Source organism: Neisseria sp. 27098_8_112 (genome assembly GCF_041433235.1).
In the GTDB taxonomy this organism is placed as follows: domain Bacteria; phylum Pseudomonadota; class Gammaproteobacteria; order Burkholderiales; family Neisseriaceae; genus Neisseria.
This window is the reverse complement of the sequence record NZ_JAPWBB010000002.1, coordinates 90,320-112,584: the sequence shown is the minus strand read 5'-3', so window position 1 is coordinate 112,584 and position 22,265 is coordinate 90,320. Positions and strand designations below refer to the sequence as shown.

Here is a 22,265-nt window from a genome sequence, read left to right as displayed (position 1 = left end):
TTGAAGTTGCGTGTAAAGCAACAGATGTTAATAAATGCAGTTTGCAGCACAAGACTGGGAGGTGTTCTTGAACTATCAACTTTTAACTATTTTTTTGCTGGTGCTTTTTTTGCTGGTGTTGGTTTTTGTTCGTCATAAACAAAGTAACAATTCAGACAAACAAAGCGCGCATGCATCAAAAAGCGGCCGTACATCTGCTGCTCATACAGCCTCCTCTGAGGATGGAAACGACTGGATTGAGAAAGTCAACCAGACAGTTTCCAATGCGGATAATCAAGACTGGGAATGGGGCGGAAGCGGCTCAAACGATGCAACAGCTTCTGTTTCCGCACAAGAAGTGGATCCGCTGACCGAATATCAGGTTTATAAACAGTTTGGCTATGAGAGCAAAGCAGCAGAGTCTTTGGCCGGTTATCTCAATACTTTGGAAGACGGCGCTCCGGAAAAGCTGGTTCATGAATTAATCGGTTTGAATCTGCGGGTCGGTAATATCGACATGCTGGCGGATACACTTGAGCGTCATAGTGCCTCACTTTCAGAAGACAGCGTAGCCGAATACCTGAAAGCCGGTCTGGCTTTGGACTCTACTAACCTGCGCCTGCGTGTTTTTGCCGAGCGTTATCTCGGTTGGAATATGCAGGAAGTCGATCGTCAAATTGGCGAGCAAAGCGGTTTGGAAGTTGCTTCCGACGGACATATTGCCTTTGAGAACGATTCGGTTGAACGTATTGTCGTTCCTGGTATGGGCAAACATGCGCCTATCGTATTAGGTAAGAAAGATTTTGGCGAAATTAGCCCTGAAGAGATGGGTGCGGTTATTGGTTTTGCCAAACCGGAGCGCAGTGCAAAAATCCTGAAAGACAAGATCAGCTACGAGACTGCTTTGCATCAATACAATAAAGCAATCCAAACTTCTGCGAAGCCTGCTGGTCTCATTATCGATGCCTTGCGTCTGGATTATCAGAATGAAGAAGTAGGGCAGTTTGCCAAGCATCTGTGGAAGCTTTACCACTCTCTGGGTCAATATGGCCGTCAAGTAAAAGAACGTATGCTTGGTTGGGGTTATAGCCTTGGTTATCACGAAATTTTTGATGATTTGGAAAAAGGGCCGTCTGAACAGCAAATTAAAGAGATTGGCTTGAAACGCGGTTATATCCAGCCAAGTTCTTTGCAGATGAAAGCCAAATATCGTGAGTTGGTTCAAAAAGACTCTTCAGTCATCAGCGCGAGCTCTTCACCTGCAGATGAAGCCGTGAAAGAAGTCGAATCTTTGTTGGCCTATGGTCAGTTGGATTTGGCCATCGGTACTTTGGAACAGGCTGTTTTGCAGTATCCTCAAGAATCGCAGTTGTACATTATCTTGTTTGATTTGTACGAACGCGTTGAAGATTGGGGACGTTTGGAACAATTTCTGCGCTTGTTGCGTGAGCGTGTTGTCAGCCTGCCTGAAGAGGTTGTCTTGGCAATGAGCCGTCTCTTGCAACGAATGAACCAATATTCAAAAAAATAAGATAATCGTAGAAAGTACGAGTGATGAATAATCATTTACCAAAAATTAAAACCATACGGGTTATGTTACAGGAGATGGGTGAGCAACAGCAGGCGGTATTCCGTATGGCATTTAAAATGCACAATACGACGAATTACGTCATCGTTTCCCCTGATTCTGATGAAAAACCGGATTTGGTATTGGTTGATACCGATACTCCGGCAGGTGTAGAAGCTTGGAAAGAGTCGAAGAAAACTTATCCGGAAGTACCTGTGGCTATGTTTTCTTCCGAGTTGCCGACAGTAACGACTCCTTATTTGGCTAAGCCGGTCAAATTTGATACTTTGTTTCCTGTTTTGCGCAGCCTGGCTCAAGGCGGTAATGTTTTTGAGCCGTCTGAGCAACAAGCGGCTGAAGAGAATAAAAGACAATCAAATTCCGATGGCACTAGAAAAGCAACCATTCGCCGATTTAATCCAAATAAAGGCTTGTTGGGCGCGCTGAAATTTGCCAGTCAAGGACATCAAGATGTTGCTGTCTTGCATGAAGGCAAGCCGATATTAATCGTGTTTCCTAGTATTCAGCGTGTACTGTTGACAGTCAGTGCCAATGAGTTGGAGAAATTGTGTAAGAACGATAACTTGGCTGTCGTGTGTAAGGCTGTTCCTGATAATCCTCAATGGAAAGAAAAAGCCAAAGTCACCATTATGTCATGCTTGTGGCAAATGGCTATTTGGACTGCATCAGGCCGTCTGATTTATCCGATGACGCCGCAAACTGTTTTTACACTCAAGCGGTGGCCAAACTTAACCCGTTTGGCACATGTTCCGGAATCTATGCGTCTGTCGGCATTTCTGACAAAAACGTCTGTTAATCTGAACATCCTCTATAAAGTTATGCCTTTAGAAATGCCTGATATTTTGAACTATTTATCGGCAACATATATGACCGGCTTTTTGGCGACAGATACAGAGTTTGCAACTGATGCGAACAATACGCCTTCATTGAACGAACAGATTGATGTGAATAGCAAAGACGTACCTGAAACAGCAATGAGCAAAGAGGCTCAAAAAATTGCCGGTCCGTCGAAAGAACAACCTCGCGGCCTGTTGCAACGCCTGATGCGTAAGTTGCTGGGTAAATCGTAAAGGACACGTCATGAAAGAAAATAAAATTATCTTTACCGGTCCTGTTGGCGTAGGTAAAACCACTGCAATTTCAGCTTTATCTGATGAACCACCGGTTCAAACCGATGCATCCGCATCCGATATGACACTTGTCCGCAAGGGGTACACGACTGTAGCGATGGATTACGGTGTCATTCATTTGGATGAGGAAACCAAGGTCCATCTTTATGGTACGCCTGGTCAGGAGCGTTTTAATTTCATGTGGGAAATTCTGAGCCAAGGCAGTATGGGTTTGGTGCTTCTTTTGGATAATACAAGAAGCAATCCATTGAAAGACTTGCAATTCTTCTTGGATGCATTCCGGGAATTGCTGAAAAAAGCGCCTTTGGTTGTAGGGGTAACGAAGATGGATATCCGATCCTTACCAAGCGTGGATGTTTATCAAAAATATTTAGCACAGAATAATTTTAATGTACCGGTTTTTGAGATTGATGCGCGTCGAGAAGACGATGTAAAACAATTGGTTACTGCCATGTTGTTCTCAATTGACCCCGGATTAGAGGTATAAGATGGAAGCGACACTTTCTTTACAAGCAAATTTATATCCTAAGATTACACCGGCGGGTGCGTATTATGCTGTTTCAAATGATACGCCCAGTGCCAGCAGAACTTTATTGTATGGCCTGTTGCGTGCAGAGCCGTCTGAAACCATCAGCAGCGAAAAAATCTTGGCATGGGCGGATACCAGCGACATCAATACTGCTTTGAACCTGCTGTATCGCCTCCAACGCTTGGAATTTTTGTATGGTGATGAAGAAATCAGTACAGACGATATCCATTTGACTGACGAGCAATTGCCTACATTGTTGGAACAGTTGTCCAATTCTGGCAAGGCTTTATTGGCTGATGAAAATGGTTTGTATTTTGCCAATGCCAATTTCCATCACGAGGCTGCGGAAGAGTTGGGCCTTTTGGCGAGTGAAGTAGCCAAAATGGAAGACAAACACCGTCTTTTGATTCGCAATAACCTGCATATCAATAATAGTGCATGGGGTATTTGTGATCCTTCAGGCCAAAGTGAATTGACCTTTTTCCCCCTGTATATTGGCATGACCAAGCTGATTTTGGTAATTGGCGGAATGCCTGACTTAAATAAAGAGGCTTTTGTTACTTTGGTTAAAGTGCTGTACCACCGATACGGCAGCCGTTGATTTTTGCCTGACCGATATTTATTTTAGAATGGAGCGACTATGCAACAACTATTAATCTCTGTATTAAGCGATTTGAACAATACCTCTGCTGATATCACTGCTTCTGCAGTTATTTCTACAGACGGCCTGCCGATCGCAACCATGCTGCCTTCCCACCTGAATGCAGACCGTGTAGGTGCGATGTCGGCAACGCTTTTGGCATTGGGTAATCGTTCCGTACATGAGTTGGCTTGCGGTGAGTTGGATCAGGTAATGGTTAAAGGTAAAAATGGCTATATTCTGTTGAGTCAAGCAGGTGAAAATGCAGTGTTGGTATTGATGGCAAAAGAAAGCGGTAAATTGGGCTTGATTTTGTTGGATGCGAAACGTGCGGCCAAACAAATTGCTGAAATCTTATAAAGTTTTATAAATTAAAAAGATATAAAATATTTTTGTTTTTATATAGATTGTTGCTTGACAAGTTTCTGATATTTTCTATATAATTCTATCTTTGATTCCCCGATAGCTCAGTCGGTAGAGCGACGGACTGTTAATCCGCAGGTCCCTGGTTCGAGCCCAGGTCGGGGAGCCAAATTTTAAAACCACCATCTTGTATGGTGGTTTTTATTTTATCTATTTATTGGTATTTTAAACATATTAATAATGCGTGGTGAGATGGTTGCAGTTAATGCTTTAATTTTCAGACGGCCTACCAGCATATTTAAATATCTCATTTATTTTTTTAAGCTATACATAATATTTATAGAAGAAATAATATCTTATTGTTATCTATGGAAAACGCACATACATTACATTCTTCACCACGCTTTCGGTTCGCATTAAAAAATGCGGCATGGCATTTGTTGATTAGTCTGATTTTGGCAGGATTGGCCGCTTTGTTGGTATTTGGAGTTTGGTATCCTTATCCGTATGCCGAACTGACAGGCGGATTGGCTTTATATAAACTGGTTATTTCAGTAGATATTGTTTGTGGCCCGTTGCTGACTTTGATTCTTGCCAGTCCGAGCAAAAAACTTAAAGAGAGGATTGTTGATTTTTTCTTAATCGGCATGATTCAGCTGGCTGCTTTAATTTACGGTTTGTACAGCGTATCTCTGGCGCGTCCAGTGGTTGCCGCATTCGAAACCGATAGGATGAATGTGGTAACTGCTGCAGAAATTGATGTAAATGATTTGAGCCATGCTCCGAAGGATTTGCAGGATTTATCTTGGTTTGGCGTACGCCGTGTTGGATTGCGTGAAGCGATGAGCCCGGACGAAGCTAACCAAAGCCTAGATTTGTCTTTGAAAGGCATTGAACCGAGTATGAGGCCTTCTTGGTGGTTGCCAGATTCGCAGCAAGAGCGTGAGAAAATCCGTAAGGCAATGAAACCGTTGTTTGTTTTGGCAAAAGCCCGTGGTATGAATGAGGACTCAATTTTGGAAAAGGCTTCGCTGAGAAATGATGGGAAAGAGTTGTATTTCTTGCCATTTACCAGTGCACGAAGTAAAGAATGGGTTGTGATATTGAATGATCAGACAGATTTCTTGGGTTATGCGCCGATTGATGGTTTTATCAAGTAAGAAAAGGCCTTCTGAAAGCTGGTAAGTGATGGTATAGGCTGTTTTTAAAAGAAAATATGCTGTCAGATTTTGCCTTTCTTTCGTCAAACTGATAAACTGTTTGCCATTGTTGTTGATCGAGGCATAAATTTTTCATGAAAGACGCAGAGCAGAGTAGTTGTTATACCGCTTCTTTCTCTTTATTTATGCCCGAAATTTGGCAGTCTGTCCGTTTTAAGCGGAACGGCTGCCTTTTTGTATTTTAAAGGAACGCAATCATTATGAATTTCAGTTGGTTGGCCGAGCCGCATACTTGGATAGGCTTTGCCACGCTTCTGGTTTTGGAAGTTGTTTTAGGTATTGATAACCTTGTTTTCGTAGCGATTTTGGCAAACAAGGTCAAACCGTCGCAACGGGATAGGGCGCGGATAACAGGCTTGGGTTTGGCTGTCGTTATTCGGATTTTCATGCTGGGCTTTATGGCGCACATCATGACACTAACGCGTCCTTTGTTTGAGCTGGGTGGTCTGGAGATTTCCGGTAAAGACATGATTATGTTTGCCGGAGGTATTTTCTTGCTTTATAAAGCGACTACCGAGCTGCACGAACGCCTTGAAGGCCACAATCAATTTGCTGTTGCTGAAGGGCAGAAGAAGCATTCTTCTTTTTGGGGCGTTGTGGCGCAAATCTTGATTTTGGATGCGGTTTTCTCTATCGATTCTGTTATTACGGCAGTGGCGATGGTGGATCATATTGTGGTGGCAATGGGTGCAGTGGTTGTGGCGATGACTGTGATGATTTCTGCCAGCAAACTGTTGACTGCCTTTGTGGACAAGCATCCAACCGTTGTGATGTTGTGTTTGGGTTTCTTGTTGATGATTGGTTTCAGCCTGATTGCGGAAGCCTTCCATTTCCATATTCCGAAAGGCTATTTGTATGCAGCGATCGGCTTCTCGATTTTGATCGAGCTGTTTAATCAGGTTTCGCAAAAGAATGCCCGCAAAAATGACTACATCAGCACTTCTTGGCGTAAGCGCACCGCTGAAAATGTGTTGGGCATGATGGGTATCCGCGAAAGCATTTTGGCAAAAGCAGGCGATAATGGCGGCGATGACGAGCATTTTGAAGAAAACGAAAAATCCATGATTCGCAGCGTACTGACTTTGGCGGAGCGTCCGATTATGGGCGTGATGATTCCGCGTCGGGAAATCGAGAAATTGGATATTTCCCAAAGTCGGGAAGAACAAAATGCGCAATTGAAAAATACGCCGTATAGCCGTTTGTTGGTTGTCGGTAAGGCAGGTGTAGATGAGCCTTTGGGCTATATCAGTAAAAAAGATTTGCTGAACCAGCTGCTTGAATCGGGAGAAATCAATATTCAGACGGCCTTGCGTCAACCATTGATTTTGCCAGACAGTACGACGGCATTGAATGCGATTGAATTATTCCGTCAAAGCAGCGCGGATTATGCCTTGGTGGTGGATGAGTTTGGTGCGGTGTTAGGCATGGTAACCATGAAAGATTTGTTGGAAACCATTGCCGGGGAATTCCCCGAGGAATTCGAGCGTGAGGAAGAAGAAGCTGCTCCAGCTAGTCAGGATGAAACGCTGTCTGTGGATGGTGCATTGGAGTATGTGGAATTGGCTTCTCAGTTAAATCTGCCTGTTCAAGAGGAAGACGCGGACTTTCATACCGTTGCCGGCTTGATCATGGAAGAATTGCAAAGTATTCCTGATGTGGGCGATTTCATCGATTATCACGGCTGGCGTTTTGAAGTGGTTGAAAAAGACGGACAACGGATTGCCCGTGTGAAAATCAACCGTTTGCCGGAAGAAGAATAAGTAAAGTCTAATATAGTAAAGGCCGTCTGAAAATGTTCAGACGGCCTTTTTATTTATTCAACTTTAGTTGCCATAATGTCCTGAGCCTAAAATCCGGTGTGAATGTGCGCCGGTTGCATAGTGGGGATTGCTCGGAACTTGATTGCACCAACAGGCGGCAAGCCAGGCAAAAGCGGCAGCTTCGACCCATTGCGGGTCAAGATGGAGCTTGGCTGTGCTGTGCAATTTGGTGTCGGGAGAAAACAGGGTTTCCAAGTCTTGCATCAAAACCGGATTACGGATGCCGCCGCCGCAGATATAAAGATTATGAATTGCCGGAGCAGCTTGTTTGGTCGCATCAAAAATGGTTTGTGCAGTATAAAAGACCAATGTGCGTATCACATCTTCCGGTTTTTCATTACCTTTCAGACGGCCTTGAAGCCAGCTTAGAGAAAACAACTCTCGGCCTGTACTTTTCGGATAAGGGCGGCTGAAGTAAGGATGGTCGAGCAGGGAAGCGAGCAGGTCAGGGAGGATTTTGCCTTGTGCGGCTTTATACCCGTTTTTGTCGTAAGGCTGCTGCCAAATATGTTGCATCCATGCATCCATCAGCATATTGCCGGGGCCGGTATCGAAGCCGAAAGAAGGGCTGTCGGGCGGGAGGATACTGATATTGGAAATACCACCAATGTTGAGTACGGCGCGGGTTTCATTCGCATCTTGAAACAGCGCTTCGTGAAAAGCAGGGACGAGGGGCGCACCTTGACCGTTGCAGGCAAGGTCGCGGCTGCGGAAGTCACCGACCGTGAAAATGCCGGTCAGTTCGGCTAACAGGGAGAGGTTGACCAGTTGAATGCTGTAACCGTGTTCAGGCGCATGGCGGATGGTTTGTCCGTGGCAGCCGATCGCGGCAATGTCTTTGGCCGACAGGTTTTGTTCTGCCAATAGTTGCTGGACGGTTTGGGCGTATAGGCGGCTGAGTGTTTGCGCCAGGATATTGCTTCTGTGCAATTCATTTTCGCCTATGTCTTGCAGTGCCAACAATTCTTGGCGCAGGCCGTCTGAATAGGGTAGAAAGCTGTGGGCAAGGGCGCGTTGCCATTGCTTGCCCTGCATTTGAATCAGTACGGCATCGGCACCGTCCATGCTGGTTCCGGACATGATGCCGATATAGTATTGGGGTTGCATTTCGGTTACAGAAAGAGAAGGTAAAACGACATTTTAACGCCTTTTGACGTTTTTACGGGAATTTCGGCATTTAATGTAAATAGTTGGTGCAAGAAAGATTACAAAAAGGTTAAAATAACGCGACTCAACATGTTTTCCAAAAGGAAACTTTCCATGGCTCAAACTCAGTCGAGTGCGAACTTGAAGCTGATTAATACGGTTTTTGCCGCTATGCTTGTGAGCATGGTCGGCTATTTTATTTATTGGGGCCTGGGTTATACCCACTACAACCACTCCGGCCTGTTTATCCTTGCTACCTTTTTCGGCGTCTTTATGGCGTTTAATGTGGGTGGTAACGATATTGCCAACTCTTTCGGTACAAGTGTCGGTTCCGGCACTTTGACCATTCCGCAAGCCTTGCTGATTGCGGCAGTATTTGAAGTCAGCGGTGCAGTGATTGCCGGCGGCGAGGTAACAGATACCATCCGTAAGGGTATTGTCGATTTGAATGGCATGCATCTGGATCCGATGCAGTTTGTCTTTATTATGATGTCTGCGCTTTTGGCTGCAGCATTGTGGTTGCTTTTTGCATCGCGCAAAGGTCTGCCGGTTTCTACGACACACGCCATTATTGGCGGTATTGTCGGTAGTGCCTTGTGTATGGCGGCATTGAACGGTGTGGATTCCGTTGCGCTGATTCAATGGGACAAGTTGGGCGAAATTGCCTTGTCTTGGATTTTGTCTCCGGTATTGGGCGGCATCGTTTCCTATCTGTTGTTTTCACGAATTAAGAAAAACGTTTTGGACTACAACTCTTGGGCCGATAATACGCTCAAAGGCATCAAGTTGGAGAAGAAAGCCTATAAAGAAGAACACCGCCTGTTTTTTGAAGCCTTGAGTGAATCTGAAAAAGTCGAATACGCCACCAAAATGGCGCACGATGCCCAAATTTATGATGAGCCGGACTTTGATCCCGAAGAGTTGCAGTCTGAGTATTATCGCGGTCTGTACCGCTTTGACAGCCGTAAGGGCGAAGTGGATTCTTACAAAGCCCTGCATTCTTGGGTGCCGTTTATTGCTTCTGTCGGCGGCATGATGATTGCGGCCATGCTGATTTTCAAAGGTCTGAAAAATCTGCATTTGGGCATGAGCAACGTCAACAGCTTCCTGACCATTTTCATGATCGGCGCGGCTATTTGGATGGGTACGTTTGTATTTGCCAAAAGTTTGAAACGCAAAGATTTGGATAAATCGACTTTCCAAATGTTCTCATGGATGCAGGTATTTACCGCCTGCGGTTTTGCATTCAGCCATGGTGCGAACGATATTGCCAATGCGATTGGTCCGTTTGCCGCGATTATGGATGTGCTGCGTACCAACAGCATTACCGCTCAAAACGCCGTGCCGCCAATTGCCATGTTGACTTTCGGTATCGCTTTGATCGTCGGCTTATGGTTTGTCGGTAAAGAAGTGATTAAAACCGTAGGCACCAGCTTGGCAGAAATGCACCCAGCGTCAGGCTTCTCAGCCGAGCTTTCTGCTGCCGCCGTCGTGATGGCCGCATCATTTATGGGCTTGCCTGTTTCCAGTACCCATATTTTGGTGGGTGCAGTTTTGGGTATCGGCTTGGTTAACCGCAATGCCAACTGGAAATTGATGAAACCGATCGGCCTTGCTTGGGTTATTACCTTGCCTGCCGCTGCCGTTTTGTCTGTTGTCAGCTATTTGGTTTTGCAAGCCGTGTTTTAATTGATTATTTTATTTCAAAAGGCCGTCTGAAAGATATTTCAGACGGCCTTTTCTTATGTTCATTAAGAGGAGATTTTGGTTTGTTATGAACAAGCAAAGCTATTTTTAATCAGCCTACTATAAGGTTAAGACAGTAAAAAAGCCCCCAATTCATCGACGTTAAAGATGTCGTATTGAATTGGGGTCTCTATTTATTTAGTGCAAGCCTTATCAGGCCGTCTGAACATTATTCGGCAGCTTCGTTGGTCTCAGCTTGTACAGGAGCCGCTTCTGCTTCTGCAGTAGCCTTAGCGGCTTGGCGTTCGGCTTGTGCAGCCAATGCCTGTTGAACGGCTGGGTGCTGTTGGGCGATGGTTTGTTCTTCTGCGCTGACTTCGCCTTTGAAGCGGTTGTTCAAGTCAAAACGTTTGCCACCGCGAGCCAGGGCTTTCAGATAGCGCGGACGGCGGCAGTGGTTGGCCAATACGCGTGCAATCAGTGCAGGGTCGTATTGGGGCAGGGCGGCAACCAAGTCTTGGTCGATGCCGACGGCCAACGGTTTGAATCGTTTGAATACATCATATTTGCCGTAAATGTGGTCGGCAATCATGTCTGTCTGTTTTTTCTTGCTCATAGTTTGGACGGCAGATTTCAGCGCAGCGCCCAAAGCGGTTTCTTGTGCCATTGCGGTTGTATTCCTCTAATATAAATCCGTATTTTCGTCATACGGCAATAAGGTGCTATTGTAGTATAAAGACTGTGATTTGGCTAAATTTTTCTGAGAATATTCAGAAATAAACGGTTATTTTTCCAATTTGGCAATATCTGGCGTATCAACCACTACGTCGGCATTTTGTGCACGATGGCGTAAGGCGTGGTCAATCAATACCAATGCCAGCATGGCTTCTGCAATCGGAGCAGCGCGTAATCCGACGCAGGGATCGTGGCGGCCGTGTGTGGCAAGTTCGACAGGGTTGCCCTCTATATCAATACTGCGGCGCGGTGTGGCGATGGAACTGGTCGGTTTGATGGCAATATTCACATGAATGTCTTGTCCGGTACTGATACCGCCCAAGATGCCGCCTGAGTGGTTGGATAGAAAACCTTGAGGCGTGAGCTCGTCGCCGTGCTCGCTGCCGCGTTGCGTTACGCTATTAAAACCTGCGCCGATTTCCACGCCTTTGACGGCGTTAATACCCATCATGGCATAGGCAATTTCTGCATCGAGGCGATCAAAAACCGGTTCGCCCAAGCCGACAGGGACGTTGGCTGCTTCGATATGAAGTTTTGCGCCGATAGAATCCAATGCTTTGCGCACGCTGTCCATATAGTTTTCTAAGTCTTCAATTTGGCTTTGGTTTGCGGCAAAAAAAGGATTTTGGGAAATATATTCGTAACCTTCAAACTGGATTTCTTTTTCGCCGACTTGGGTAACGTAGGCGGTGATTTCCGTGCCGAATTTTTTTTTCAGCCATTTTTTTGCAACTGCTCCGGCGGCAACGCGGGCAGCGGTTTCTCGGGCGGAACTTCTACCACCGCCGCGATAGTCGCGTGTACCGTATTTGTGCCAGTAGGTGTAATCGGCATGTCCGGGGCGGAAGCTGGTGGCGATATTGCCATAGTCTTTGCTGCGTTGGTCGGTATTGCGGATTAGGAGGGCAATGGGTGTACCGGTGGTTTTGCCTTCGAATACGCCGGAGAGGATTTCGACTTGGTCGGCTTCGCGGCGCTGGGTAACGTGGCGGCTGGTGCCGGGTTTGCGGCGGTCAAGGTCAAGCTGGATATCCGCTTCGCTCAATTCTAATCCGGGCGGACAGCCGTCAATGATGCAGCCCAAGCCTGCGCCGTGGCTTTCGCCGAAAGTGGTAACGGTAAAGATTTGTCCGAAGGTATTGCCTGCCATAGGGATACTCTTTTGAAATTGGGTTTGGAAGTTTTTTGCTTATTTGGATAATTCTCAGGCCGTCTGAACAGTGAAACGAGAATCTTTGACTTCGTTGTCACATCTGTTCAGACGGCCTTTTGAGATGACTGCTTAGTTCAATTTACCGTGGCACTGTTTGTATTTCAGGCCGCTGCCGCAAGGGCAGGGATCGTTGCGGTGAACAATCAGGCCATTTTGTGCAAGCGCTTCAGGGCTGAAGTCTGTGCCGTCAGGATCGAATGCTTCGGTAACCAAATCGGTTTGCGATTGACCGAGCAATTCTTCCATATCAGGCGCATCGGAGTGGACGGTTTGAACATCGCTGACGCTTTGTGCGGCAGTGTGGTCGTATTCACTGTTGCGCTCGATTTGAACGGCAGTCAGTAAAGCGGCAATGTTTTGTTTGATACCGCGCCACAGGTTTTCAAACATGGCGAAAGCTTCGCGTTTGTATTCCTGTTTCGGATTTTTCTGAGCATAGCTGCGCAGATGGATACCTTGGCGCAAGTAGTCCATAGCGGCGAGGTGTTCGCGCCATTGGTTGTCGATAACTTGCAGCATAACATTGCGTTCGAAGTCTGACATAGCCTGTTTGCCGACCAATTCGACTTTTTCGGCATACTCGTCTTCGATGCGCTTGATGAGGCGTTCTTTAATGTCTTGGTTGTCCAAAGTGCTGTCTTCTTTCAGCCAGCCTTTAATATCGACATGGAGGCGGAAATCGGCGGCAAGTTGGTGTTCCAGTGCCGGAATGTCCCATTGTTCTTCCATGCTGTCAGGCGGGATGTGGTAATCAACCAAGTCGCTGATAACGTCGGCGCGGATTTCGCGGGTCAAATCGCTGACGTCTTTGCTGGTCAGGATTTCGTTACGTTGATGGTAAATCACTTTACGTTGGTCATTGGCAACGTCATCGTATTCCAAAACCTGTTTACGCATATCGAAGTTGCGGCCTTCGACTTTACGTTGTGCGCCTTCGATTTGACGGGTCAGCAGACCGTGTTCGATGGCGACGCCGCGCTCAGGTGCCAGGCGGTTGAGGATGGCGGCGGCACGGTCGAGTGCAAAGAGGCGTAGCAATGGGTCTTCAAACGACAGATAGAAACGGCTGGAGCCGGGGTCGCCCTGACGGCCGGCACGACCACGCAACTGGTTGTCGATACGGCGGCTTTCATGGCGTTCTGTACCGATAATGTGCAAACCGCCTGCGGCCACAACTTGGTCGTGTTCGGCTTGCCAACCGCTTTCAAGGGCGGAAATTTGCGCTTGTTTTTGCTGTTCGCTCAGGGTTTCATCGGCGTGGATGGCTTCGATTTGATGTTTGAGGTTGCCGCCCAAGACAATATCGGTACCGCGGCCGGCCATGTTGGTGGCAACGGTAATCGCGCCGACTTTACCGGCTTGAGCCACAATCAATGCCTCGCGCTCGTGTTCTTTGGCGTTCAGAACGTTATGCGACAGACCTGCTTTATGTAATAAGTCAGAAACCAGTTCGGAGTTTTCGATGCTGGTTGTACCGACCAAAACCGGTTGGCCGTTTTTATGGCATTCGGCGATATCTTTGACAACGGCTTCAAATTTTTCTTCGGCTGAGCGGAAGATTTGGTCGTTGAAGTCTTTACGTTGGACAGGACGGTTGGTCGGGATGATGACGGTTTCGAGGTTGTAAATGCTTTGGAACTCGAAGGCTTCAGTGTCGGCCGTACCGGTCATACCGGACAGTTTGCTGTACAGGCGGAAGTAGTTTTGGAAGGTAATAGATGCAAGCGTTTGGTTTTCGCGTTTGATTTCTACGCCTTCTTTGGCTTCAACGGCTTGGTGCAAGCCTTCGGACCAGCGGCGACCGGCCATCAGACGGCCGGTGAATTCGTCCACAATCACGATTTCACCGTCTTGAATGACGTAGTGTTGGTCTTTGTGGAACAGGGTGTGCGCACGTAATGCCGCCATGAGGTGGTGCATCAGGGAAATATTGGCGGCAGAGTAGAGCGAATCGTTTTCCTGTAATAAGCCCATTTGGGTCAGGATTTGCTCGGCGTGTTCGTGACCGGCTTCGCTCAGGATAACTTGGTGTGCTTTTTCATCTACCCAGTAATCACCTTCGCCTTCTTCGGTTTCTTGGCGGATAAGGTGGGCTGGAACGGCATCCATCACGCGGTAGAGCTGGATGTTGTCATCTGCCTGGCCGGAAATAATCAGCGGCGTACGTGCTTCGTCGATCAGAATGGAGTCCACTTCGTCGACAACGGCAAAGTTCAATTCGCGCTGAACTTTGTCGTATTGGTCGGTAACCATATTGTCGCGCAGGTAGTCGAAGCCGAATTCGTTGTTGGTGCCGTAAGTAATGTCGGCACCGTAAGCGGTTTGGCGTTCGAAAGGTTGCAAATCGGCTACGATCACGCCGACGCTCAAGCCTAAGAAATTGTACAACGGCTCCATAATGCCTGCGTCACGGGAGGCGAGGTAGTCGTTGACGGTAACGACGTGTACACCTTTTCCTGACAATGCATTCAGGTAAACGGCAAGGGTGGCCACCAATGTCTTACCTTCACCGGTACGCATTTCGGCGATTTTGCCGTTGTGCAGGACCATACCGCCGATCAGTTGTACATCGAAGTGGCGCATGCCCAATACGCGGCGGGATGCCTCACGGCAGACGGCAAAGGCTTCAACCAAAATATCATCTAGCGTTTGTCCGTCAGCGAGGCGTTGTTTGAATTCGGCGGTTTTGGCCTGTAAATCTGCGTCGCTCAACGCTTTCATCTGTTCTTCGAGTGCATTGATTTTAGCAACGGATTTACGATATTGTTTCAGCAGGCGGTCGTTGCGGCTGCCGAAGATTTTCTTAGCAATGTTTGTCAGCATGAATAATTCCTGCGCCTTGATATAATAGTGGGCGAAATTGGGATTTTAACACAAGCGCTTGTATAACGCGGTAATGCTGTTTGAAATAAAGGTGGTTTTGCTGTATTTCAATTGTAATTATTTGGTTAACTTACTGAAAGGCCGTCTGAAATATATGGATTTAGCACAATTGGGCAAGCGCGACCACTTATTGGCGGGCTTGTTGCAACAATCGCAACAATGGCAGAAATTGGATGCAAAAATCAAAACGGTTTTGCCGGCCAACCTGCATCCGCATTTTCAGACGGCCTGTATTGAAGACGGAAGACTGGTTTTGCTGGCCGCCAACAATATGGCTGCTTCGCGTTTGAAAATGATCCTGCCTGCCATGTTGCCCAAGTTGCAAGCATTGCATGACGGAATACGGGAGGTGGTGGTCAGGGTGGTCCCCAAACCTCCTCCTCAGCCGAAAACCAACAGCTTGCGATTGAGCGAGGCTGCTTTGGACAGCTTCGATGCGGCTGCGGCCAAATTGGAAGGCAAGCATCCCGAATTGGCAGCGGCATTGGCAGAATTGGTACGCAAGCACAGCCGCTAAAATCATGCCGAATGAGATTATGGTTAATAAATGTTAAAACTTATTTCATTTGACCGATAGCATCTAATACTAAAGAAATACGACCTAAACAGTAACTGTTTTCTTTTAGGTAAACTGATGTAAACTTGGCCTGAAATTTTGATTTCGTGTGAAGTTTGTAGCAAAATAACGTCTGAATTTCTTATCACTCTGCGTGAATAAGTTTAAGTTTGACATTTGCCTTTGTTAATATATTCGCGCGGGTTCTATTAATAGAACTTAACAAGACTCTCATCATTAGGAGATACATCAATGAAAGCTTATCTGGCTCTGATTTCCGCTGCCGTTATCGGCTTGGCTGCATGCTCTCAAGAAGCTGCAAAACCTGCTGAAGCACCTGCTGCTTCCGCTGCTTCTGAAGCTGCTCCTGCAGAAACTACTGCACCTGCCGATGCCGCTCCTGCCTCTGAAGCTGCTCCAGCCGATGCTGCCGCTGCTCCTGCTGCCGGCAACTGCGCAACTACTGTTGAAGCCAACGACGCTATGCAGTTCAACACTAAAGAAATCCAAGTAAGTAAAGCTTGTAAAGAATTCACCATCACTTTGAAACACACTGGTACCCAACCTAAAGAAAGCATGGGTCACAACATCGTCATCGGTAAAGCCGAAGACATGGACGGTATTTTCAAAGACGGTGCCGGTGCTGCTGCAACTGACTACGTTAAACCTGACGACGCACGCGTTGTTGCCCACACCAAACTGGTTGGCGGCGGCGAAGAAGCTTCCCTGACTCTGGATCCTGCTAAATTGGCCGGCGGCGAATACAAATTCGCTTGTACCTTCCCAGGTCACGGCGCTTTGATGAACGGTAAAGTTACTTTGGTTGACTAATCCGCCTCAAGCTCGAAAACAGACAGCCTGCCTTGTGCAGGCTGTTTTGTTATAATCTGGAAACATTAATTTAAGAATAAAACCTCAAAACCATGAATCCGTTTGAAACCAAAAGCGTTACTTTTGCCGAACCCATTGAAATGCTGTACGCCTGCCACGGCAAAGTGCGCCGTTTCTGCAATCAGGTTGCCATGTTGTCGGACTATATCGCCGAAAACGGCTGCAATCAGGTTGTTTTGCAAACCATTCGCCAAATTGCCCAGTATTTCAACGTTGCCGCGCCGTTGCACCATGAAGACGAAGAAGAAAACTTCTTTCCGCTTTTGTTGCAATATGCGCCGCAAGCTCAAGAAAGCGTTGACGAGCTGTTGCGCCAACATGTCAGTCTGCATAGCAACTGGGACGGCGTAGCAGCTGAATTTGCCAAGCTTGAAGCAGACAATGCCTATATTCCTGATGCCGAAGCATTCAAACGTTTTGTCGCAGGATATGATGTTCATCTGGCGATTGAAGAGCCGCTGTTTGATATGGGCAAAACCTTTATCCCCAAAGAAAAATTGACCGAAATCGGCGAAATTATGGCCGCACGCCGCCGCAAATAAGGCCGTCTGAAACAATCGTCTTAAGGAATACACTATGCTGACCCCAAAAAGTTGCGATTTGTTCAATATCCCTTTTTTCCAGTTTTCCCAGCTTAAAAAATACCAGCCTGAAAGCATTCCGCAAATCAAGGCAGACTATAAAGAAAACTGGCAGGTATGGCAGCAGCTGATCCAGCAGGTTGCCGCCGAATTGGGTGCACCGTTCGCGCCGCCGCATATCGAACGCTGGTGTAACGGCTGGCAGGTACGCGCTCATTTCTTTGCGTATTTCAAATACGAACAATATAAAAATTCCGCAGCGATTTTATCGATTTTGCTAAATCGCCGCCGTTTGAGCGTCAGCTTGGACTGGCATTGCTATAAAGCCGATGTTTCCCCCATTGCACTGCCTGATTACAACCGTTGGCTGGATAATTTTGACACTGAAAAATACGCTTCATTCGATATGTGGCACGGTGCGGAAAGCGAATATGATGATTATCGTACCATCTCCCAACAAAGCGACGGCGATAGAAAGCTTCGAGACGACAAAGATTTCTTCTGTATCGGGAAACACATCGAACGCGATGATTTGGGCAAGCAGGATGTCGCGAAATGGATAGTGGAAACAGTGGAAGACTTACTGCCGCTGTATGAAGCTTGCCATGGAAAATAACTCAGAATACCGAAAGGCAGACTGCCCATTCAGTATATTCAAATGAACTCAAGGTCGTCTGAAAATCATATTCAGAACGTTTCAGACGGCCTGTTTCTCAAAGTGAACAAATATGACCGAGACCCAATCCCTAGAGCTTGCCAAAGCGCTGATTTCCCGCCCATCCGTTACGCCGGATGATCAAAACTGCCAACAGCTGCTGGCCGAACGCCTGCAAAAAATCGGTTTTGCCGTAGAAGAGCTTCATTTTGGCGACACCAAAAATGTTTGGTTGCGCCGCGGTACGCAGGCTCCGGTGTTCTGCTTTGCCGGACATACCGACGTCGTGCCAACAGGCCCCGTTGAAAAATGGGATTCGCCACCGTTTGAACCGACCGAGCGTGAAGGCCGTCTGTATGGCCGCGGCGCGGCGGATATGAAAACCAGCATTGCCTGTTTCGTTACCGCCTGCGAGCGATTCGTTGCCGAATATCCCGATCATCAAGGCAGCATTGCGCTCCTGATTACTTCCGACGAAGAGGGCGATGCGCTGGACGGTACGACCAAAGTCGTTGATGTGTTGAAAGCGCGCGGCGAGTTGATTGATTACTGTATCGTCGGCGAACCGACTGCCGTGGATAAACTGGGCGATATGTTGAAAAACGGCCGACGCGGCTCGTTGTCGGGCAATCTGACCGTCAAAGGCAAGCAAGGCCATATTGCCTATCCGCATTTGGCAATCAATCCCATGCATACTTTTGCCCCGGCCTTGTTAGAGTTGACACAAGAAGTCTGGGACGAGGGCAACGAATACTTTCCGCCGACCAGTTTCCAAATTTCCAATATCAACGGCGGCACAGGCGCGACCAATGTGATTCCGGGCGAGCTGAACGTCAAATTCAATTTCCGTTTCTCTACCGAGTCCACCGAAGAAGGGCTGAAACAACGCGTTCACGCCATTTTGGATAAACACGGTGTGCAATACGATTTGCAGTGGTCTTGTTCAGGCCAACCTTTTCTAACCCACGCGGGCAAACTGACCGATGTGGCGCGCGAAGCCATTGCCGAGATTTGTGGCGTTGAAGCTGAATTGTCCACTACCGGCGGCACTTCGGACGGACGCTTCATCAAAGCCATTGCCAAAGAACTCATCGAGTTAGGCCCGTCTAACGCGACCATCCACCAAATCAACGAAAACGTACGTTTGGAAGATATTCCGAAACTGTCGGCAGTGTATGAAGGTATGTTGAAACGTTTGTTGAAGTGAAAAAGGCCGTCTGAAAAAGTAGGATATTAGCCTGATAAAATGGTGTATATTTTTCTTAAGTAATACTGCGATAACAATTAGTTGATAAGGAGAAAAATTGAAGTACGATAATTTTTTCTTTCCTGCAGATGATCTGGCTACTAGTTGCCGTTTTTATCAAGATGTACTGGATTTGCCCGTTAAATTCGACTTTTCCGAAAGCGGTATGGTTGCTTTTCGGGTGGGCGAAGAAGAAGCTGCTATTATTCTTAAAGAGCGGAAAAAATTTCCTAATATGACGCCTGCCGTGTGGATTGAAGTGGATGATGTGCGGGCGAAGTATGCGGCGTTACAGGGTAGAAATATCCGTTTTCTAAGTGAACCTTTCCGTATTCGTACCGGATGGGCTGTGGAATTTTTTGATCCGTCGGGTAATCGTTTGGGGTTTGTTGATTATCGGGAGTAAATGCAGATGATTACTCTGCCTTCTTTAGATGCGCTTCCAGCAAAGTGGAATGAAATCCGAGAACTATTGGAAACAGACTTTTCCGCCGACCTTGAAGCCCTGATACACGAGCGGTTTACGGAACACAAAGCCAAGCAGTTCGAGCAGGATTTTATTGACTGTATCGGTTGCGCGCCTGAAGAATATGTCCGTATCCGCCGAGCTATCCGACTGTTGGAAACGCGTTATCCTGAAAGTCCGCACGAACTGACTGCGGCTGCGGTTGCTACGCCGTTGGGCGAGATGTTGGCGGTGTTCGGCAGTAAGGGTTTGTGTCTGCTGGAATTTGTCGGGCAGAAGCATATGGAACAGGAAATCATGGCTGTCCAAAAAGCTTTGCACGGGCAGTTTATTTTCCAAGAAAATGAGCAAACGCAACTTTTACGCCAAGAATTGGATTTATACTTTCAAGGCCGTCTGAAAGTTTTTGCGACACCTTTGGAAACGATAGGTACAGCTTTTCAGCAGCAGGTGTGGAATGCGCTGCTGACCATTCCTTACGGCGAAACGCGCAGCTACAAGGAGCAGGCGCAGCAGTTGGGTAATCTTAAAGCCATTCGCGCTGTTGCCGCTGCAAACGGGCAGAATAAGGTGTCTATCTTGATTCCCTGTCACCGCGTTATCGGCAGCGACGGCAAGCTGACCGGCTACGCAGGCGGTTTGAATCGCAAACAATCGTTGCTTGCTTTGGAGCGAGGCGAGGTTCAGACGGCCTTGTTTTGATAGAGGATAAGGGGCTGCACTATTAGCAGGCTTCGCACGTTAAAAAAAATTGAGCAGCAGAAGGTCGGTGGAAGCCCGACGAAATCTGCATGGAGAAAAATGTTGGGCAACGCCCACGCTAGAAAAAAGAGAAATAAGACATGAGCCTGAAAAACCGCCATTTTTTAAAACTTTTGGATTTTACGCCGGAAGAAATCACTACCTATCTTGACCTTGCCGCCGAATTGAAAGCTGCTAAAAAAGCAGGGCGCGAGGTGCAGCGGATGCAGGGAAAAAACATTGCCCTGATTTTTGAGAAAACATCAACCCGCACCCGTTGCGCGTTTGAAGTGGCCGCGCGCGATCAAGGGGCAGGGGTAACTTATCTGGAGCCGTCTGCCAGCCAAATCGGGCATAAGGAAAGCATTAAGGATACGGCGCGTGTTTTAGGGCGGATGTTTGACGGTATCGAATATCGCGGTTTTGGACAGGATGTGGTGGAAGAGCTGGCCAAGTATGCAGGCGTGCCTGTGTTCAATGGTTTGACCAACGAGTTCCACCCGACCCAAATGCTCGCTGATGCGCTGACGATGCGCGAGCATAGCGACAAGCCTTTGAACCAGATTGCGTTTGCCTATGTCGGCGATGCGCGGTACAACATGGCCAATTCGTTGCTGGTGTTGGCTGCGAAACTGGGCATGGACGTGCGTATCGGTGCACCGAAAAGTTTGTGGCCGTCTGAAAACATTATCGAGACAGTGCAGGCTGTTGCCAAAGAGACCGGCGGACGGATTCTGTTGACGGAGAATGTGCAGGAAGCCGTGAAAGGCGTGGATTTTATCCATACCGATGTGTGGGTCAGCATGGGTGAGCCTAAAGAGGCGTGGCAGGAACGTATCGATTTGCTGAAAGATTACCGAGTTACGCCCGAATTAATGGCCGCGGCTGAAAATCCGCAAGTCAAGTTTATGCATTGCCTGCCTGCTTTCCATAATCGTGAAACCAAAGTCGGCGAATGGATTTATGAGACATTCGGCCTGAATGGTGTGGAAGTAACGGAAGAAGTCTTTGAAAGCGAAGCCAGCATCGTGTTTGATCAGGCAGAAAACCGGATGCATACGATTAAAGCGGTGATGGTAGCGGCATTGGGCGATTGATTGTTACGCTCAACATTGCTTACTGCTTGATTTAATAGAGATTGAATAAAGGCCGTCTGAAAGAAAGACTTTCAGACGGCCTTGTCGTTTGCTGATAAGGTTTATTGCCAAATTAAAACCTTAGGTTCCGGGGTAACTTGATAGCCTTCTTGACGCAATAGTTCGATTAAGCCTTTTTCGCTGGGTAAATGGGCAATACCGACGGCAAAGAGGGTGCTTTGTTTGGCGGATTGCTTGCGGATTTCAGGCAGCCATGCCAAGTTGCGGCGGATCAGGAGGTCGTTTTTCAGCCAATCGGACATGGCTTTGGCGTACTTGGTATCAACAAGTTTGAGGGTGCGTTGTTCGGTTTCTTCCAAAAGTGGAATGAGTTCTTCAAAGCGGCCGCCTGAATAGGCTTGATGGAGTTTTTTGATATCTTCTGTTTCTTCTTTATTGGTTTTAATGCTGGCTTTCAGAAAGTTGAGCATGGTTTCTTCAGGCTGGGCTTTGAAGATCGCGGTAACATCGTCCAAGCTTTCTAATGAACCACGCGGTTTGTTGATATTGACTGCTGCGTTGGTCAGCAACATATCTGCACCGGTTTCTGCGCTATATCCTTGGGGAAATGCGCTGCCGGCAAAAACCAATGCTGCCCACGGGTGGAGTTTGTCGGCAATTCTGGCGATGGGTCGGCTTTCTTCATTTTTTGAATAGATTTCTTGTAAAAGACGGAAATCTGCTTTGCCAAGCTTGCGGCTGAGCGGTTCGGTACTCATGACTTCTTTGAAGTATTTTTGATACATTTTTTTTGTTTCCGGACTGCTGTCCGGCAATGCGTCAACTTCTGTGGTCAGTTGGTTGGTGGATTGCAACAGTTTGAGGGCATCGGAAGACAAGGTCTGATTGGTTTTCCCCATGTGGATGGTGCCGAACAGATAGGAGTCTGGTTGGCCTTCTTTGCTGATTTTCCAAACATTGCTGGTCAGTTTAGGCTGCTGCCAGTTAAGTTCGGCAGGTTTGCTTTCGGGTGAAGTTGCAGCGGGTTTGCAGGCGCCCAGGGTGAGGACAGTCAATGGTACAAGCAGGCAGGCAAGCAGTTTTTTCATGTTTTTCCTTAT

At 47.3% G+C, this 22,265-nt stretch carries 21 protein-coding genes and 1 tRNA gene; 17 read left to right on the top strand and 5 right to left on the bottom strand.

What is annotated here, in order from left to right; all coding sequences use genetic code 11:
• Positions 1 to 34: 34 nt before the first annotated feature.
• From O3682_RS02140 to O3682_RS02105, 8 genes are all read left to right on the top strand, one after another.
• Positions 35 to 1,510, top strand: coding sequence for a 23S rRNA methyltransferase (locus tag O3682_RS02140; protein WP_371508190.1), 1,476 nt, complete (start codon positions 35 to 37; stop codon positions 1,508 to 1,510).
• Positions 1,511 to 1,533: 23 nt separating this feature from the next.
• Positions 1,534 to 2,637, top strand: coding sequence for a response regulator (locus O3682_RS02135; protein ID WP_070584882.1), 1,104 nt, complete (start codon positions 1,534 to 1,536; stop codon positions 2,635 to 2,637).
• A gap of 10 nt (positions 2,638 to 2,647) precedes the next feature.
• Positions 2,648 to 3,184: a GTP-binding protein gene (locus tag O3682_RS02130; protein WP_003748733.1), complete on the top strand. Its 537-nt coding sequence runs from the start codon at positions 2,648 to 2,650 to the stop codon at positions 3,182 to 3,184.
• Between the two features lies 1 nt (position 3,185).
• Positions 3,186 to 3,827 (top strand): peptidase M23, encoded by a 642-nt coding sequence (locus O3682_RS02125; protein WP_070646666.1) that lies wholly within the window; start codon positions 3,186 to 3,188, stop codon positions 3,825 to 3,827.
• A 39-nt stretch (positions 3,828 to 3,866) separates the two neighbouring features.
• A complete protein-coding gene (locus O3682_RS02120; RefSeq protein ID WP_070460119.1) occupies positions 3,867 to 4,226 on the top strand; it encodes a roadblock/LC7 domain-containing protein in 360 nt (119 codons plus the stop codon).
• Positions 4,227 to 4,322: 96 nt separating this feature from the next.
• Positions 4,323 to 4,398 (top strand) — tRNA-Asn (locus O3682_RS02115).
• Positions 4,399 to 4,597: 199 nt separating this feature from the next.
• Complete coding sequence (locus O3682_RS02110) at positions 4,598 to 5,389, top strand: fimb protein (protein ID WP_371508189.1); 792 nt, start codon at positions 4,598 to 4,600, stop codon at positions 5,387 to 5,389.
• A 260-nt stretch (positions 5,390 to 5,649) separates the two neighbouring features.
• The gene (locus tag O3682_RS02105) at positions 5,650 to 7,209 is read left to right on the top strand and encodes a TerC family protein (protein ID WP_371508188.1); all 1,560 of its coding nucleotides are present in this window, start codon (positions 5,650 to 5,652) and stop codon (positions 7,207 to 7,209) included.
• 63 nt (positions 7,210 to 7,272) lie between these two features.
• Here O3682_RS02105 and O3682_RS02100 read toward each other — a convergent pair whose 3' ends face one another.
• Positions 7,273 to 8,376: an anhydro-N-acetylmuramic acid kinase gene (locus O3682_RS02100; RefSeq protein ID WP_371508187.1), complete on the bottom strand. Its 1,104-nt coding sequence runs from the start codon at positions 8,374 to 8,376 to the stop codon at positions 7,273 to 7,275.
• 153 nt (positions 8,377 to 8,529) lie between these two features.
• Between O3682_RS02100 and O3682_RS02095 the strand changes: the two genes are divergently transcribed.
• Positions 8,530 to 10,104: an inorganic phosphate transporter gene (locus O3682_RS02095; protein WP_063069138.1), complete on the top strand. Its 1,575-nt coding sequence runs from the start codon at positions 8,530 to 8,532 to the stop codon at positions 10,102 to 10,104.
• 226 nt (positions 10,105 to 10,330) lie between these two features.
• Here O3682_RS02095 and O3682_RS02090 read toward each other — a convergent pair whose 3' ends face one another.
• The 3 genes from O3682_RS02090 to secA form a co-directional block, all read right to left on the bottom strand.
• A complete protein-coding gene (locus O3682_RS02090) occupies positions 10,331 to 10,768 on the bottom strand; it encodes a ProQ/FINO family protein (RefSeq protein WP_070825960.1) in 438 nt (145 codons plus the stop codon).
• A 117-nt stretch (positions 10,769 to 10,885) separates the two neighbouring features.
• Positions 10,886 to 11,986 (bottom strand): chorismate synthase, encoded by a 1,101-nt coding sequence (gene aroC / locus O3682_RS02085; protein WP_371508186.1) that lies wholly within the window; start codon positions 11,984 to 11,986, stop codon positions 10,886 to 10,888.
• 132 nt (positions 11,987 to 12,118) lie between these two features.
• Positions 12,119 to 14,872 (bottom strand): preprotein translocase subunit SecA, encoded by a 2,754-nt coding sequence (secA, locus tag O3682_RS02080; protein ID WP_371508185.1) that lies wholly within the window; start codon positions 14,870 to 14,872, stop codon positions 12,119 to 12,121.
• Positions 14,873 to 15,026: 154 nt separating this feature from the next.
• Here secA and O3682_RS02075 point away from each other — a divergent pair, with 154 nt between their 5' ends.
• From O3682_RS02075 to argF, 8 genes are all read left to right on the top strand, one after another.
• Positions 15,027 to 15,449: a DciA family protein gene (locus O3682_RS02075; RefSeq protein WP_371508184.1), complete on the top strand. Its 423-nt coding sequence runs from the start codon at positions 15,027 to 15,029 to the stop codon at positions 15,447 to 15,449.
• A gap of 291 nt (positions 15,450 to 15,740) precedes the next feature.
• Positions 15,741 to 16,319, top strand: coding sequence for an azurin (gene azu / locus O3682_RS02070; protein ID WP_003748712.1), 579 nt, complete (start codon positions 15,741 to 15,743; stop codon positions 16,317 to 16,319).
• 92 nt (positions 16,320 to 16,411) lie between these two features.
• The gene (locus O3682_RS02065; RefSeq protein ID WP_070584903.1) at positions 16,412 to 16,921 is read left to right on the top strand and encodes a hemerythrin domain-containing protein; all 510 of its coding nucleotides are present in this window, start codon (positions 16,412 to 16,414) and stop codon (positions 16,919 to 16,921) included.
• A 34-nt stretch (positions 16,922 to 16,955) separates the two neighbouring features.
• Positions 16,956 to 17,576 (top strand): glucose-6-phosphate 1-dehydrogenase family protein, encoded by a 621-nt coding sequence (locus O3682_RS02060; protein ID WP_371508183.1) that lies wholly within the window; start codon positions 16,956 to 16,958, stop codon positions 17,574 to 17,576.
• A 112-nt stretch (positions 17,577 to 17,688) separates the two neighbouring features.
• Positions 17,689 to 18,822, top strand: a complete 1,134-nt coding sequence (gene dapE, locus O3682_RS02055) for a succinyl-diaminopimelate desuccinylase (RefSeq protein ID WP_371508182.1) — start codon at positions 17,689 to 17,691, stop codon at positions 18,820 to 18,822.
• A gap of 97 nt (positions 18,823 to 18,919) precedes the next feature.
• Positions 18,920 to 19,267, top strand: a complete 348-nt coding sequence (locus O3682_RS02050; protein WP_128581240.1) for a VOC family protein — start codon at positions 18,920 to 18,922, stop codon at positions 19,265 to 19,267.
• Positions 19,268 to 19,273: 6 nt separating this feature from the next.
• Positions 19,274 to 20,029 carry a methylated-DNA--[protein]-cysteine S-methyltransferase gene (locus O3682_RS02045; RefSeq protein ID WP_371508237.1) on the top strand — a complete coding sequence of 252 codons (756 nt, stop codon included), beginning with the start codon at positions 19,274 to 19,276 and terminating at the stop codon, positions 20,027 to 20,029.
• 140 nt (positions 20,030 to 20,169) lie between these two features.
• Positions 20,170 to 21,165: an ornithine carbamoyltransferase gene (argF, locus tag O3682_RS02040; RefSeq protein WP_371508181.1), complete on the top strand. Its 996-nt coding sequence runs from the start codon at positions 20,170 to 20,172 to the stop codon at positions 21,163 to 21,165.
• A gap of 101 nt (positions 21,166 to 21,266) precedes the next feature.
• Here the strand turns inward: argF and O3682_RS02035 are convergent, their stop codons facing one another.
• Complete coding sequence (locus O3682_RS02035) at positions 21,267 to 22,253, bottom strand: TraB/GumN family protein (RefSeq protein ID WP_371508180.1); 987 nt, start codon at positions 22,251 to 22,253, stop codon at positions 21,267 to 21,269.
• Positions 22,254 to 22,265 lie beyond the last annotated feature (12 nt).